10 protein-coding genes are annotated in these 16,349 nt (G+C 41.0%); 7 read left to right on the top strand and 3 right to left on the bottom strand.

Features of this window, described 5'->3' with window-relative positions; all coding sequences use genetic code 11:
* Nucleotides 1-5 precede the first annotated feature (5 nt).
* The 4 genes from CVP05_RS03915 (at nt 6) to CVP05_RS03900 (ending at nt 7,258) form a co-directional block, all read left to right on the top strand.
* Nucleotides 6-893: a TIGR01777 family oxidoreductase gene (locus CVP05_RS03915; RefSeq protein WP_100288276.1), complete on the top strand. Its 888-nt coding sequence runs from the start codon at nt 6-8 to the stop codon at nt 891-893.
* Nucleotides 894-1,399: 506 nt separating this feature from the next.
* Complete coding sequence (locus CVP05_RS03910; protein ID WP_100288275.1) at nt 1,400-2,281, top strand: OmpA family protein; 882 nt, start codon at nt 1,400-1,402, stop codon at nt 2,279-2,281.
* A 36-nt stretch (nt 2,282-2,317) separates the two neighbouring features.
* Complete coding sequence (locus CVP05_RS03905; protein ID WP_100288274.1) at nt 2,318-3,139, top strand: hypothetical protein; 822 nt, start codon at nt 2,318-2,320, stop codon at nt 3,137-3,139.
* Nucleotides 3,140-3,256: 117 nt separating this feature from the next.
* Nucleotides 3,257-7,258 carry a beta strand repeat-containing protein gene (locus CVP05_RS03900; protein ID WP_100288273.1) on the top strand — a complete coding sequence of 1,334 codons (4,002 nt, stop codon included), beginning with the start codon at nt 3,257-3,259 and terminating at the stop codon, nt 7,256-7,258.
* Between the two features lie 214 nt (nt 7,259-7,472).
* Here the strand turns inward: CVP05_RS03900 and dnaJ are convergent, their stop codons facing one another.
* Together dnaJ and dnaK are read right to left on the bottom strand one after the other, a co-directional pair.
* Nucleotides 7,473-8,588: a molecular chaperone DnaJ gene (dnaJ, locus tag CVP05_RS03895; RefSeq protein ID WP_100288272.1), complete on the bottom strand. Its 1,116-nt coding sequence runs from the start codon at nt 8,586-8,588 to the stop codon at nt 7,473-7,475.
* Between the two features lie 108 nt (nt 8,589-8,696).
* The gene (gene dnaK, locus CVP05_RS03890; RefSeq protein WP_100288271.1) at nt 8,697-10,595 is read right to left on the bottom strand and encodes a molecular chaperone DnaK; all 1,899 of its coding nucleotides are present in this window, start codon (nt 10,593-10,595) and stop codon (nt 8,697-8,699) included.
* 250 nt (nt 10,596-10,845) lie between these two features.
* Here dnaK and CVP05_RS03885 point away from each other — a divergent pair, with 250 nt between their 5' ends.
* The 3 genes from CVP05_RS03885 to yoaA are packed head-to-tail and all read left to right on the top strand — an operon-like array spanning nt 10,846 to nt 15,308.
* On the top strand, nt 10,846-12,249 hold the full coding sequence (locus CVP05_RS03885; RefSeq protein ID WP_165773118.1) for a YdgA family protein: 1,404 nt from the start codon (nt 10,846-10,848) through the stop codon (nt 12,247-12,249).
* On the top strand, nt 12,249-13,334 hold the full coding sequence (locus tag CVP05_RS03880) for a lytic murein transglycosylase (RefSeq protein WP_100288269.1): 1,086 nt from the start codon (nt 12,249-12,251) through the stop codon (nt 13,332-13,334). The genes CVP05_RS03885 and CVP05_RS03880 overlap by 1 nt, the downstream gene beginning before the upstream one ends.
* Nucleotides 13,335-13,388: 54 nt before the next feature.
* Entirely contained in the window at nt 13,389-15,308 is a 1,920-nt protein-coding gene (yoaA, locus tag CVP05_RS03875) for a DNA repair helicase YoaA (protein ID WP_100288268.1), read from the top strand.
* A gap of 70 nt (nt 15,309-15,378) precedes the next feature.
* Here the strand turns inward: yoaA and CVP05_RS03870 are convergent, their stop codons facing one another.
* Complete coding sequence (locus CVP05_RS03870; protein ID WP_100288267.1) at nt 15,379-16,347, bottom strand: calcium/sodium antiporter; 969 nt, start codon at nt 16,345-16,347, stop codon at nt 15,379-15,381.
* Nucleotides 16,348-16,349 lie beyond the last annotated feature (2 nt).

The raw sequence follows: 16,349 nt of genomic DNA, 5'->3' as shown, positions 1-16,349 counted from the left end.
GAGCGATGAAGATTTTTATCACCGGTGCAACAGGGCTAATCGGTTCGGCATTAACACAAGCATTGTTAGCACAATCACATGAGGTTACTGTGTTAAGTCGCTTTCCTGAAAAAGCAAGGGAACGTTTACCGTTTGCAGTGAATATTATTCCTTCCTTAGAGATGTTAACAGATTTCAATGAATTTGATGCGGTAATTAATTTGGCAGGAGAGCCTATTTTTGATCATGCATGGAGCGTAGAGCAAAAACAGAAACTCATTCAAAGCCGTTTACAGATAACCAAAACACTCACAACGTTGATTAATCAGAGTAGCCATCCCCCTCATACTTTTATTTCAGGTTCTGCAACCGGATATTATGGAGACTGCGGAGAACAAGAAATCCATGAAACGCATCCAGCAGGTTCTCAATTTCCTGCGCAGCTTTGTTTACAATGGGAACAGGCTGCTTTTGCTGCGAATACCCGTGTTTGTGTGTCGCGTACAGGTATTGTTCTGTCCCATTTGGGAGGCGCGATGCAAAAAATATTACCTCTTTATCGTTTAGGATTAGGTGGAAAGATTGGAAATGGGCAGCAATATTGGGCATGGATTCATCTTGAAGATATGGTAAATGGATTGCTTTTTTTGTTGCATAACCATCACTGTCAAGGTGCGTTTAATTTGGTCGCGCCGACTCCTATAAAAAACCAAGAATTTAACCGCACTTTAGGGCAAGTATTAAAACGTCCTACTGTTTTTACTGTACCAGCATTTGCATTAAAATGGGTATTGGGGGAGCGGGCGCAATTAGTTTTAGATAGTCAAAAAATCCTACCTACTGGATTGCAAGAAGCCGGTTTTCAATTTCAACATCCTCAAATTCAAACAGCATTACACGCTGTAGTGAGCTAGATATTTCTCATCTAGTTCTAACATTTCGTTAACAATTTATTTCTACTGAATTGCATTTTCGTTAAAATATTTTCATTATTTTACATTTATGTATTTTATCTTTTTTTTTTTCTCTCTCCTGTTTCATTTTTTTATTATAAATTAAGTTATTGACTTGTGATTAAGTCATTGAAATGCTTTTTTTTTTTGCGTGGAGAAATAAGTGTTGTTGAATGACCAAATGAAGCTTTGCTTACAATAATTTTCATATGTTTATTTTAAAAGATAATTTAACATGATGTTAAATTTTTGATAGTTGGCAAAAAAATGTACTAAGTTATAATGAGGCAGCAGGATAGACCAGTTATAGTAAAAATATTGGCCTATCAAAATGCAACTTTAGCTATGGATAAATAGCTAATGCATTATTTTGTAAAGCTGTTTGATGGTTGTACAAGGAGTGGCAGTTAAATCAAATCGTTTTATGAATCATTCTTAGTTAAGCTTTATGTCAGGAGAGCTGATTTATGAAAAAAACTTTATTGAGCTTATCGTTAGTATTAGGTCTAGCTGCTTGTACAACGGGAACTCATGAACATTGGACCAATTTTGCGTCATCATCTGTTAACGTAAACACATTAAAAGACAATCAGGCACTTACCGTATTTTATCGTCAAGGCGATGTGGCTGGGCCAAATGTCGAAATCTTTGTTGATGGCGATTATCATGCCGCCCTTTTCCCTAGTTCAATTAGTCCTGTTACCTTATGTGCAGATAGACATCAATTTAGTTCTTCCTTTGTTTCAAATACTGAATTTGGCCAACGTCATGGGGGGGCTAAATTTACATTACCTGCAAAACAAATTACCTATATCAAGGTTGCGCAAGATAATACAGGTAAAACCATGCTCACTCGTGTAGAACCGGCGATTGCAGAGCAAGAGATTGCCGGTTTAGCTACCGCAACACAAAATTTATCCCGCGTAAAACCGGCAGAAAATTGTGGTACACCGGTGTTAGAAAGCGAGTCTCTTTCAGCTAACGCCTTGTTTGCGATTAATAAATCGGATTATAACGATATTTTGCCACAAGGTCGTGCTGAAATCGCAGAGTTTGCACAGAGAGTTAATGCGATGGATAAAAGTAAACTCGGTAGCATCACAGTTAGTGGGCATACGGATCCGGTCGCCTCTGATGCTTATAACCAAGTATTGTCACAAAAGCGTGCTGAAACTGTAAAACATGCGCTTGAACAAGAAGGTGTGACACTGCCGATTAAGGCTGTTGGTTTAGGTAAAAGAGAATTAGTGGTTTCAAACTGCGAAGCATTACATCCACATAATGTCGCGGCCAAGACAGAATGTAATTTACCAAACCGCCGTGTAGAAATTACACTTTATGGTAAATAATTTGTTCGTTAATTTAAGATACATAGGAAAAAGAGAATGAGTGCAACTTTAAAAGTGTTAGATGCGAAAACTGAAATCGCAAGTTATCAAGTTCAGAAGGGGCAAGCATTAATTATTGATGCGCAAGATAAAGTTAATTATCAGCTTGTAGATAATAGTACAGGCTTAGGTCCACAAAATATTATTGCAAAACGTGATGGCAATAATCTCCAAGTGATTTTAGAAGATGGTGATACTTTACCGGATATTATCATCAAAAACTATTATGGTTCAGCTGAGAAACCAGAAGATGTCACTAACTTATTAGTTGGTCAGCACGAAAACGGCAAAATATACGCTTATGTTCCAGAATCAGGTCAAGTACCGGATGCTGTGAGTATGTTAGATGCCGGTGATGCTGCTCCACAAGCATTAGGTGGTGATGAAATTAGTGGATTATGGGTATTTAGCCCATGGTGGTTATTAGCATTAATTCCAATCGCGGGTGCTGCTGCACTTTTAGCCGGTGGCAGCAGTGGTGGTGGCGACAATAATACGCCTGCACCTACGCCTACTCCAACACCTACACCAACTCCAGCAACAGCGGCTAATCAACCGACAGTCGAGTTGACCGCAGTTAATGGTAATCAAACAGGTGGTGCGCAAGTTACTCCTGCAGCAGGTAATAACGCAGTGACTATCACCTTTAAGGACGAAAAGGGTGTTGAGCATACTATCACTGCGACCAAAGATGCTAATGGTAACTGGACATTAGATAATACACCAGATGGTGTTAGCATTGATCCAACGACGGGTACTGTTACATTTACACCTGATGCTTTAGCTGACGGAGAGGAAGTGAGTGTCGTGGGTAAATAAGATGGTAAACCGGATTCTACACCGGCCACTGTCACCACGCCTGATTATGATGATTTTGATGGTGATGGTAAACCTGATCATGACTCAGATCCAACAAAAGTACCACCAGGCACCGAATTGGATACTGATGATGACAATGACGGCGTTAACAATGAAGACGAAAAAGCCAACGGTACTGATCCGAAAAATACAGACAGCGATGGTGATGGCACGCCTGATGGCGACGAAGACAGCGACGGCGACGGCATCACCGATGGCGACGAATCTGACGAAAACTCAGGCACAATCACCGATAAAGACGGCGACGGCATTGCAGATTTGATGGATCCTGCCACGTTGACTGTGGATTTGGTCGATAACATTGATAAAACCAATGTTAGTAATGCTCCAATCAACGGAACTAGCACTCAGTTACCAGAAGGTACGGTGATAACCATTACCATTAAAGATAAAGATGGTAAGGAAGTACAAAAAACAGCAACCATTAAGTCTGATGGAACTTATGAAACAACTGCGGATTTGTCTGAATTAGCAGATGGCCCAATTAGTGTCGAAGCTACGGCAAACGACGGCAAGGTAAAAGCAACTGATGATAGCGCGAATACCCTTAATACCGCTCCTGCAGCAGTCGATCCGAATGGTGGAGTGAGTACCACACCGTCCGTGAATGAAGGCGAAAACATCGTAACTACAGTGAAACTCACCAATAATAACGGTGTGAATAACTTACCAGTTCTTCGCTCTACAGACAGTGCAAATAATGATGATTTTGATGACACTGCGACTACCTACTCAGATGGAGTAACGCGCAATGCAGATGGTACATTGAACGTCCCAGTCGGTGTAACGAGCTTTACTATTACGACACCAGTAAAAGCAGATACGGTCACTGAAGGTGCGGAAACCGTGAAATACACCGTTGGCGGTGTTGCGGGTAATGAAGCGACGATTAATGATACATCTACGGCACCAGTTACGCCAACTCCAACACCAACCCCGTCATTAAAAGCGCCAATCGTTACAATTAATGATGGCGGTGATGGTACAATCACTGCTAATGATATGCCAAAAGGTGAGGTAAATGTTACTGTTGACTTCCCTAAAGATGCTGGTTATGAAGCGGGTGATACCATTAAGATCGTTGATGACAAAGGCAACGTATTACTAGATCGTCCTTTAACTCAAGCTGATATTGACAATGGTTCAATTACCGTACCATGGACGCCAGAAGCGACTGATGGCCCTGCAACCGTAACTGCAACCATCACTACTAAGCCAGATAACACATCAGTATCAGGTTCTGATGACACAACAATCAAGTTTGCTGACAAACCAGTCATCACTGCAAGCGATACTGACGGCTCTGTAACTGTGAAGCCAGGTGATGATAACGAAAAAGTAGACATCACGTTCACTGATGAAAACGATCAGCCTAAGACTGTAACGGTTACCAAAAATCCGACAACTGGCGAATGGGAAATCACTAATGCAGATGGCACTGGTGCAACCGTTGATAAAGACACTGGTGTGGTAACTATTCCACAAGATGACGTGAAAGATGGTTCTCCAGTGACTGCGACGGGTACTGACGACGTTGACAATACCGCAGAGGCGACTCCGGTAAATGCTGGTACTGACAGTACACCTACACCACCTGCGAATACTGCAGACAAACCAATCATTACGCCGAGTACGACTGATGGGTCTGTTAAGGTGACTCCAGGTACTGATAATGAAACAGTAGAAATTAAGTTCATCGGTGAGGATGATCAGCCTAAGACTGTTACTATCTTTAAAGATCCAACTTCAAATTTATGGGTTATCAATGACCCTGATAACAGTGGTGCAACGGTTGATCATACGACAGGGGTTGTTACCATTCCTGAAAATTCAGTAAAAGACGGTTCTGAAGTGAACGCGACAGGTACGGACGAACAAGGTGCAACGGCTGATGCAGATCCGAAAAATGCAGGAACTGACGGAGCGTCTACACCACCTACTCCTAACACAGCTGACAAACCAGAAATCACTGCAAGCACGACTGATGGTTCGGTAGCAGTGAAGCCAGGTGATGATAACGAGAAAGTAGACATTACTTTCACAGGTGAAGATGATCAGCCTAAGACTGTAACGGTTACCAAAAATCCGACAACTGGCGAATGGACAATTACTGATGCAGGTGGTACAGGAGCAACCGTTGATAAAGACACTGGTGTGGTAACTATTCCACAAGATGACGTAAAAGACGGCTCGCCTGTCAACGCTAAAGGTACGGACGATCAAGGTGCAATTGCTGATGCGACTCCGGTCAATGCGGGGACTGACAGCACGCCAACACCACCTGCAACAAACACAGCTGACAAACCAGTTATCACTGCAAGCGATACCGACGGCTCTGTAACTGTGAAGCCAGGTGATGATAACGAGAAAGTAGACATTACTTTCACAGGTGAAGATGAGCAGCCTAAGACTGTAACGGTTACCAAAAATCCGACAACTGGCGAATGGGAAATCACTGATGCAGATGGCACTGGTGCAACCGTTGATAAAGACACTGGTGTGGTAACCATTCCACAAGACGCAGTGAAAGACGGCTCGCCTGTCAATGCCAAAGGTACTGACGATCAAAAAGCAACTGCTGATGCGACTCCGGTCAATGCAGGAACAGACGTGCCACCAACAGTTTCTATCTCTGTAACCAATCCAGTGGTTCAAGAAAAAGGTAACGAGACCATGGATTTCACTGTCACGCTAAATAAAGTGGCAACAACAGATACAGTAGTCACTGTCGTGTTGCGCCAAACTGAAGATGATACTGTACATGATGCTAGCGTACCAAGCGCAATCAATCAGGCGCAACCAACAAACGGCGATTATGTGTTATCAACTACGGATAATATCACGCTTTCTGGTAATACGTTGACAATCACGATCCCTGCGGGTCAGACTTCTGCGACATTCAAGGTGAATCCGTTTACAGAAGAGTCTATTAATGGGCTGAGCGATACATTTGGTGGCGAGCCAGATGAAACTGTACATGCGACAATTACTGCTGCAACTAACGGTTATACGCCAGCGACAGGTGCTAGCATTGCGCAGGGAACTATCATTGATAATGATCCAAAAGCATTGAACCAATTGACGCTTGACTGGTCGCTAGAAGTTGGTCCAACCGAAGCAATTATGGCTATGACCAACCCAACTAACGCGGGTCAGTTCCCAGCGGGTGTCATATTTAATGGTCAGGCGCCAGTGTTCCTCACCAATTATGATGATGTGGTTTATCTGGGCTATTATCAAAGTGGTACAGAGAGCTCTGGTGCGGGTAATATATCTTCGCTGCTTTATATCAGCAATGGCGCAAACGGTCGCTTGACTGATGATAACAACAACCGCACAACGGTTGACTTGGCTCAAGGCGATGATGTGTTATGGGTTAAAGGCTATCAGGGTATCAATGCTTCTGTGTATCTAGGTGAAGGTAATGATATATACAGACTGAGTGGAGGACTTGATGGTAACATCTATGGCGAAGCAGGCAATGATGAGATTACTGTTGGTGGCCTTGTTTCTAGCGCTGCTAAAATCTATACTGGCAGCGGCAGCGACACAGTAACCCTAAATAGTGGCTTTGACGGTCTGATTGATTTAGGTAGTGGCGTAAGACCTGATGAGTATCTTGATACGTATCAGACAGGCACTAGCCTAGGTAACGACAACAATACCGACACAGCTAGCGATGTCAATACGGTAAAACTGGCTGGTGCAATGACGTCGGGGCAAATTGTTGGCGGTGCTGGCACAGACATCCTTGAGCTGACTGGTAACAGCAATCGAACTATTAGTCTGGAACGATTGAAAAATATGGATGTGATTGACCTAACGGCTGGTAACAACACCCTGACTAATGTAACCAGTGAGAACCTAGCTAACAATAACAACTTGCACATCAAAGGTAATGCAGGTGATCGTGTGAACTTGGGTCCTCAGAACTTGCTAGGAGAAAATACTGGTTCGTTCACCAATACAGGCTCAACCACAGAAGATGGCGTTAGCTATAACATTTGGACGGGCGGCACTTCCACTGTCTACATCCAAGATGGTATCACAGTAATCTAATTGTTAGATTAGATAATAAATTAAGCTGCTTCTATCAAAATGGGCAGCTGATTAAAAATAAAGGATTGATTCTTCGTTGGGAATCAATCCTTTTGTTTTGGCCATTATACCCAGTAAAAAGGGCGTGAAATGTTCTGCATCTAATTAAGTTGATGTTGAGTTTATCAACTTTTAAGGCAGCGCATTTACGCCCATACTGAATAATATAAAAATTTTATTTTGTTAAATCATCAAAGAATTTTTTTACACCATCAAAGAAGCTAGAGGATTTTGGACGCTGTTTGCTTTGTCCTTCCAAACTTTCTTCTAATTTGCTCAATAATTCTTTTTGCTCACTATTGAGATGAACCGGTGTTTCCACAATGACTTTGCAAATTAAATCGCCCGCATAACCATTTCTTGCTTGAACGCCTTTACCGCGCATGCGGAATAGTTTGCCAGTTTGTGTCCCTTCTGGAATTTTCAGTTTAACTCTACCATCTAAAGTAGGTACTTCAATTTCGCCCCCGAGAGCCGCCATCGTGAAGCTAATTGGTACTTCACAATATAAAGTCGAACCATCACGTTCAAAAATATGGTGATCTTTGACATGAATCACAACATATAAATCGCCTGGAGGGGCGTTATTTTCTCCTGCCGCGCCTTCACCTGATAAACGCAGTTGGTTGCCAGTATCGACACCTGGTGGAATTTTGACTGATAAATTTTTCTTTTTGTGTACACGTCCATCGCCATGGCAGCTATGACATGGTTTTTCGATTTTTTTACCACTTCCGTGACAGTGTGGACAGGCTTGTTCTGTCATGAAGAAACCTTGTTGGCGACGAATACGACCAGAACCATGACAGGTTGGGCAGGTTTCTACCTTGCTATCTTTTTCCGCGCCAGAACCATGACAGCTTTCACATTGTGCTAATGTATTGATTTGAATATCTTTAGTTGTTCCACGCACAGCTTCTTCTAGGCTAATCTCTAAATCATAGCGCAGATCTTCGCCTCGCACCACACGTTGACGGCCACGACCGCCACCGAACATTTCACTGAAAATATCTTCAAATCCACCGAAGCCGCCAAAGCCACCACCAAATCCACCGGCCCCACCTTGTTCAAAGGCGGCATGACCATATTGGTCATAATTGGCTCGTTTTTCTTTATCGGCTAGAATTTCATAGGCTTCATTGACTTCTTTGAATTTTTCTTCGCTCTCTTTATCGCCTTTAGTGCGGTCAGGGTGATATTTCATCGCAAGACGTTTATAGGCTTTTTTAATTTCCTTTTCATCGGCATTGCGAGAGATCCCTAGCACTTCATAATAATCACGTTTTGCCATTATTATTCCAACATTCTCTATTTATTTAATACGCCAAAAGGGCGATAACGCCCTTTAGAATGAAGTGCGGTCAAATTTTTCAATATTTTTACCGCACTTTAGCCAAGATTATTTATCTTTTACTTCTTCAAACTCAGCATCAACCACGTCATCATTTGGTTTTCCGCTTTGAGCTTGTTGAGCGTTATCTGCTTGTGGTTGAGCCGCTTGCATTAACTTTTCAGATACTTGAATTAATACTTGAACTTTGGCATCAATTTCTGCTTTATCTTCGCCTTTCGCAGCGGTTTCTAGTTCATTCACTGCTGCTTCAATAGGCGCTTTATCTTCAGCAGATAATTTATCTCCTACTTCTTCTAACTGCTTACGAGTAGAGTGAACTAAGTGATCCGCTTGGTTACGCGCTTGCACTAATTCTTCAAATTTACGGTCTGCTTCAGCATTCGCTTCTGCATCACGTACCATTTTTTCGATTTCTTCATCACTTAAACCAGATGATGCTTGAATCTTAATTTGTTGTTCTTTGCCGGTATTTTTATCTTTAGCCGAAACATTAATAATACCATTTGCATCGATATCAAAGGTTACTTCAATTTGTGGCATACCGCGTGGTGCAGGATTAATGCCCTCTAAGTTGAATTGACCCAATGATTTATTTAATGAAGCTTGTTTACGCTCACCTTGTAACACATGGATAGTTACTGCACTTTGGTTGTCTTCCGCTGTCGAGAAAACCTGTGATTTTTTCGTTGGGATCGTGGTATTTTTCTCGATCAACGTTGTCATCACGCCACCCATTGTTTCGATACCCAAAGAAAGTGGGGTAACATCTAATAATAACACATCGGTTACATCACCCGCTAAAACACCACCTTGTACCGCAGCACCAATAGCAACAGCTTCGTCAGGGTTCACATCTTTACGCGCTTCTTTACCAAAGAATTCAGCCACTTTCTTCTGAACTAATGGCATACGAGTTTGACCACCGACTAAAATCACATCGTCAATTTCAGACACACTTAAGCCAGCATCTTGTAAAGCAACTTTTACTGGTTCTAATGAACGCGCCACTAAATCTTCAACTAATGATTCTAATTTTGCACGAGTTAATTTAATGTTTAAGTGTTTTGGCCCCGTTGCATCAGCCGTAATATATGGCAAATTCACATCAGTTTGTTGCGCAGAAGAAAGTTCAATCTTCGCTTTTTCACCCGCTTCTTTTAAACGTTGCATTGCAAGTGGGTCATTACGTAAATCGACGCCTTGTTCTTTTTTGAACTCATCTACCAAGTAGTTAATTACACGGTTATCAAAGTCTTCACCACCTAAGTGAGTATCTCCGTTAGTCGCTAATACTTCAAAGGTTTTTTCACCGCTCACTTCATCAATTTCAATAATTGATAAGTCGAATGTACCACCACCCAAGTCATATACTGCGATAGTATTATTACCAGTGCCTTTGTCTAAACCGTAAGCTAATGCTGCAGCGGTTGGTTCGTTGATAATACGTTTTACATCAAGACCAGCGATACGACCCGCATCTTTAGTTGCTTGGCGTTGTGCATCGTTGAAGTATGCTGGCACAGTAATAACCGCTTCTGTGACGGTTTCGCCCAAGAAATCCTCAGCCGTTTTCTTCATTTTCTTCAACACTTCTGCAGAAATTTGTGGCGGAGCTAATTTGTCACCTTTTACTGACACCCACGCATCGCCATTGTCCGCTTTAGTGATTTCAAATGGCATAATGCCGATATCACGCTGAACTTCTTGATCTTCATAACGACGACCGATTAAACGTTTAATTGCAAATAACGTATTTTTCGGGTTCGTTACGGCTTGACGTTTTGCTGGTTGGCCGACTAGGGTTTCGCCATCATTTGTGTAAGCAATAATTGACGGAGTGGTGCGATCGCCTTCTGCGTTTTCAATGACACGTGGTTTATCACCATCCATTACAGCAACACATGAGTTTGTTGTACCTAAGTCAATACCAATAATTTTTCCCATTTTTTATTCTCCTAAGTAAATTCTGTTATGTTTCTAAGATGAGGATTTGATTTTTATTTTCAAGGGAAGAACAAAAATTTTTGTTTGCCTCTTTCCTGTTGATACTTAAAAAGTGCGGTCAAATCCGTGCTTGTTTTTGTAAATAAGGTCAAGACAATGAAGTTCAAGGGGGGAATTGAAAATTTTTTGTTAAAAAAAGGACTTTATGTTAATTTATGGCGAAATTTTTGGTTATGGTAATGGAGATTTTATGAAAAAATCAACGCTTGCATTAAGTGTTATTGTGGTATTGGGGGCTGTTTGGTCTGGTGGTGCATGGTATACCGGTAAAAAAGCCGAAGCAGAATACCAAACTTATTTGGCGCAAGTTAATGAGCAATTAAAGCCTTATGAAATTCAAATTGAGAATGCAACATTTGAACGAGGTGTGTTTAGTTCTGATGTAAGCTATTCCCTAATCTTTGACGATACTGCAATCCCTTTTGTCGGTAAATTATATCATGGCCCATTACCATTGAACCACTTGGCGAGTTTTGATTTTTCTCCTGCCGTATTTTCTAAAGTGATGGATGTTGCGAAAAATGAAAATACACAAAAATGGTTTGATTATGCGCAGGGGAAAGTGCCATTAAATAGTGATACTACGGTGAGCTACAGTGGAAATACAAAGGTAAAATTAACCTTTAATCCTGCGAAGATTGAGGAAGATAATGCTGTACTCGCGTGGGACAAAGGCTCATTAACCTATGAGCTTGATGGTACACAAAAGTATCTGGATTGGGATTTAAATCAGCTATCGTTGAAATTACAAAATGTAGATTGGAACATGGATGCTGAATTGAAAGCTGTGGATTTGGGTTTTAATCAGTTCAAAGCAAAATTACAATGGCAGGATACGCCATATCAATATATTAAGTTAGGCCAATTAAATGGCACAGCTGATGAATATTGGCTAAATTATGAAACGGATCAGTATCAGGATAAATCGACTTATAAAGATTGGAAGTTTGACTATCGAGTGAGTGAAAAAGACGGCTTATTGGCGTTAAAAATGGATGATAACGCACATAATATGGCTTTTGATGCGCTAGTGAAGTCTTTGGTGCATTTTCAACATATTGATATGGCCGCCTTGAATACGTTAATTACAGCTGCGACCTTAATGGACGAAAATGGGCATAATCCAATGGAAGCCGAAGCAGAGGCGGCAACGCAAAAACTTTTGCAAAATCAACCGCACTTTGTGATTAAAATGGATCTCGATAACAAAGAGAATGCATCAGCAAAATTGAATTTTGATCTGCAGATTGGTGATATGGCTCAAGTTGAAAAACAGCCGTTGAGTATTTTTAAACATTTGGATATCAATATTGAATCGGACAAAAACATATTGGAACGATTGGTCACCAAAATGATGATGCAATTTGGCAATATGCCACAAGAGCAAGCAAGACAACTGTATGTTGAGGGTTCAGAAGATGTGCTAAAAGGGCTGGTGTCACAGTCTATTGTGCAAGATAAAGGGAATCAATTAGCCTTGAATGTGCAAGTTAAAGAGAATAAATTGCAAATTAATGACCGCACTTTGAGTGATAGTGAATTACAAATGATGTTATTTGTGTTAATGATGAGTTTAGGGAGTATGGGAAATTAATGATGAATAAAGCAGTTTTATTGGCTTGCATGATATTAGCAGGCTGTTCATCGACACAACAATTCGCATTAAATGAAAATGCCACTTATGATAAACCTCGTCAATTACATAATTTTGACGATTATGTACAATTTCTTAAGGCTAAAGCGGCTGGGCAAGGCGTATCGGCAAGTACTTTAAATCGTCAAAATAATATTCGCTATATTCAAAAAGCGGTGGATTTGGATCGTCAACAAGCTGGACGAGCGGCACGACGTGACCCAAGTAAACCACCGGTTATCAATCCAAATGGGGTAACGAATTACCTCAATCGGGTGTTGACTCAAAATAAGGTGGATGTTGCAGAACGACGTTATTGGGAACAATTACCCGCTTTAGAAAATGCGAGTAAAAAATTAGGTGTACAAAAATCTTACCTAATGGCCTTGTGGGGCATGGAAAGTAGTTTTGGCTATTATCAAGGTAATTATGATGTGTTATCGGTATTGGCTACCTTAGCTTTTGATGGTCGTCGTGAGGCGCTATTTAGTAAAGAATTTATCAATGCTATGAAAATGCTAGAGCGAGACCATATTCAACGCGAAAAAATGTTAGGTTCATGGGCTGGCGCAATGGGACAAACGCAATTTATGCCAACGTCATATCTCACTTATGCTGCTGATGGTAATAATGATGGAGAAAAAGATATTTGGAAAAACCATTATGATGTGTTCGCCTCTATTGCGACCTATTTGTCCACTGTTGGCTGGGACGATAAACTTCCTTGGGGAGTCGAAGTCACTTTAATTCAGCCTATGGATCTAAATGAATCAGGCATTGAAAATAATAAAAAACGCAAATGGCGAGATTGGCAAAATAAAGGAGTAGCACTGAAACATAATAGTGCAAAAGAATTGGAAAAATTAACCGCTCTTTCTTCCCAAAATGCGGATCTATGGCTAGTACGTCCAGATAAAGAAGCGGGGCGCGCGTTCTTGGTTTCTAACAATTATCGTACTTTATTGAACTGGAATCGTTCCAATTATTTTGCTGTGAGTATCGGTATGTTTGCTGACCGAATTCAACAGCAAGTAGGCACAAAATAAATTATCTTCTAAATCAATGGGCGGCGTTTAACCGCCCATTAGCGTATTATTAATATGACAAATCACATTCGCACAATTTTTTCAGCTAATGGTGCATTAAGCGCAAATATCAAAGGATTTCACCCTCGAAACGAACAAATCGAAATGGCTTGTGCGGTAGAAAATGCGATTGAAACGAAAGGAAAATTGATCGTTGAAGCCGGAACTGGGACGGGGAAAACCTTTGCTTATCTTGCTCCAGCATTAATCGCTAAAAAGAAAACCATTGTTTCTACCGGTTCAAAAAATCTTCAAGATCAATTATTTAATCGCGATTTACCAACCATTAAAAATGCACTGAACTATACGGGCAAAATTGCTTTATTAAAAGGGCGAGCCAATTATTTGTGCTTGGAGCGTTTAGAACAATTAATTGCGCAGGGAGTGTTAGGGGATCGTAGTGTTTTGGCGGATCTTTCTAAAGTGCGTAAATGGAATAATGGAACTAAAACAGGGGATTTGAGTGAATGTGTTGAATTGGCGGAAGATAGTCCGATTTTGCCACAATTAACTAGCACAACAGAAAGTTGTCTTGGGTCTGATTGTCCGAATTATGGCGATTGTTATGTAGCATTGGCTCGCAAACGCGCATTGGCAGCAGATTTAGTCGTTGTGAATCATCACTTATTTTTTGCAGATATGGCGGTCAAGGAAAGTGGGTTTGGTGAGTTAATTCCTGAGGCTGAAGTCATTATTTTTGATGAGGCTCATCAATTACCCGATATAGCAAGTCAGTATTTTGGTCAATCTTTAACGGGTCGCCAACTGACCGATATTTGTAAAGATATCACCATAGTTTATCGCACAGAAGTCAAAGATATGGCGCAGTTAGGCGCAGCCTCAGATCATTTGCTGAAAGCCGTACAGGATTTCCGACTGCTATTAGGGGACGGAAATGTGCGGGGAAATTGGCGTGAGTTGTTGCAGCAAAGTGCGGTTAAAAAAGGCGTAGAAAATTTGCAACAACGCTTAGAATTTGTTTCAGAAGTCATTAAATTGGTGCTTGGCCGTTCACAGAGTTTGGATAGTATTTTTGAGCGTATTGTAGTGATAAAAGCCTTGTTACAGCGTTTGTGTGAGACATATGTGACAGGTTATTGTTACTGGTATGAAGCCATAGGAAGACAATTTGGTTTACATATTACGCCATTGACTGTAGCAGACAAGTTTGGTGAACAACTTAAAACCCATGAGGCTGCATGGATTTTTACCTCTGCTACTTTGGAGGTAGGCGGAACATTTCAGCATTTTTCTCAGCGTTTAGGGATTGAGCGAGCAGAGGAGAAAATTTTACATAGCCCATTTAATTATGGAGAACAGGCACTTTTATGTGTGCCACGTTATTTGCCGTCTTTAAATCAACAGTCAACGGCAATGCAATTAGGAAAACTGTTATTGCCAGTCATTGAAGCAAATCAAGGGCGCTGTTTTGTGTTATGTACATCATATGCCATGATGCGAGGATTGGCAGAATATTTTCGTGAGCATAGCGAGTTGACGATTTTATTGCAAGGCGAAACAGCGAAAACAAAATTATTAGAGCAATTTATTAGTGAAAATAATAGTGTCTTAGTTGCGACTTCAAGTTTTTGGGAAGGGGTGGATGTAAGAGGCGAGGCCTTATCATTAGTTATTATTGATAAATTACCATTTACCGCACCAGATGAACCCTTATTAAAAGCACGGATTGAAGATTGTAAATTACAGGGTGGGGAGCCGTTTAATGATATTCAAATTCCGGAAGCGGTTATTACCTTAAAACAAGGTGTCGGTCGTTTAATCCGTGATGTCACAGATCGCGGTGTGGTGATTATTTGTGATAATCGTTTAGTGATGCGCAATTATGGCGAAACTTTTCTTAAAAGCCTCCCCTCAGCGAAGCGCACACGCGATTTAAATCGTGTGATAGATTTTTTAAAGATGATCAAATCGTGATACTAAGATGACTAACAATGGAAGAAGTCAGATGAGACAGTTGTCTGCCATCATCTGACATAAATAATGACTAAATAGCGGTGTAGAATAAATAACTGTTATAGGCGATATAAGCCAAGAGGAGGATTGCGCCTTCAATACGGTTAATTCGTCCTTGACGCTTTTTAAACCCGTAGCCAAAGAGAAAAAGCGAGAATGTCAGTGCCGTCATCGTTAACATATCACGATTAAAGATAGCATGATCCACTTCCATTGGCTGAATGACACCTGCCAAACCGACAACAGCGAGAGTATTAAATAAGTTAGAACCGATGATGTTACCCACCGCAAGATCATGTTCACCTTTTTTAGCTGCAATTAAAGACGAAGCGAGTTCGGGCAAAGATGTCCCAACCGCAACAATGGTTAAACCAATAATTAAATCACTGACTCCAAAATATTGGGCAACTTCGACAGCTCCCCACACCAGTAATTGTGAACTCACGATTAATAAGGCTAAGCCAATAAAAATCCAAAAAATCGCCATTTTGAGCGACATTTTCTTTTGAGCTAATTCATCTTGCACATCATGAGCTAAGTCGTCATTTTGATGACGCATGCCAGAATAAATCGTCCAAATCATATAAACAGTAAAAAGCGCTAATAAGATAGTCGCATCAAGGCGTGAGACTGTGGCATCATACAATAAACCAGCGGATAATAAAGTGATTACGGCAAGAACCGGTAGTTCTTTTTTTAGCACTTGTGAATGAACAATAATCGGGCTAATCAGAGCCGTTAATCCTAGAATTAATGCAATATTGGTGATATTCGAGCCATAAGCATTACCCAACGCGATACCGGGATTACCATTTAGGGCTGAAATGGTAGATACGATGATTTCAGGGGCTGATGTACCGAAGCCAATGATGACGATACCGATAAGTAATTGTGGCATACCGAAGTGTTTTGCGGTAATAGCGGCACCATCAATAAAACGATCAGCGCTCCAAATTAATAAAATAAGTCCACCAACAATGGCAAGAACGGCTTCAAGCATAT

The sequence above is a fragment of the Conservatibacter flavescens genome (assembly GCF_002795425.1).
Lineage (GTDB): Bacteria > Pseudomonadota > Gammaproteobacteria > Enterobacterales > Pasteurellaceae > Conservatibacter > Conservatibacter flavescens.
The sequence above is the reverse complement of the archived record's forward strand: the minus strand, read 5'-3'. Positions and strand labels throughout refer to the sequence as shown.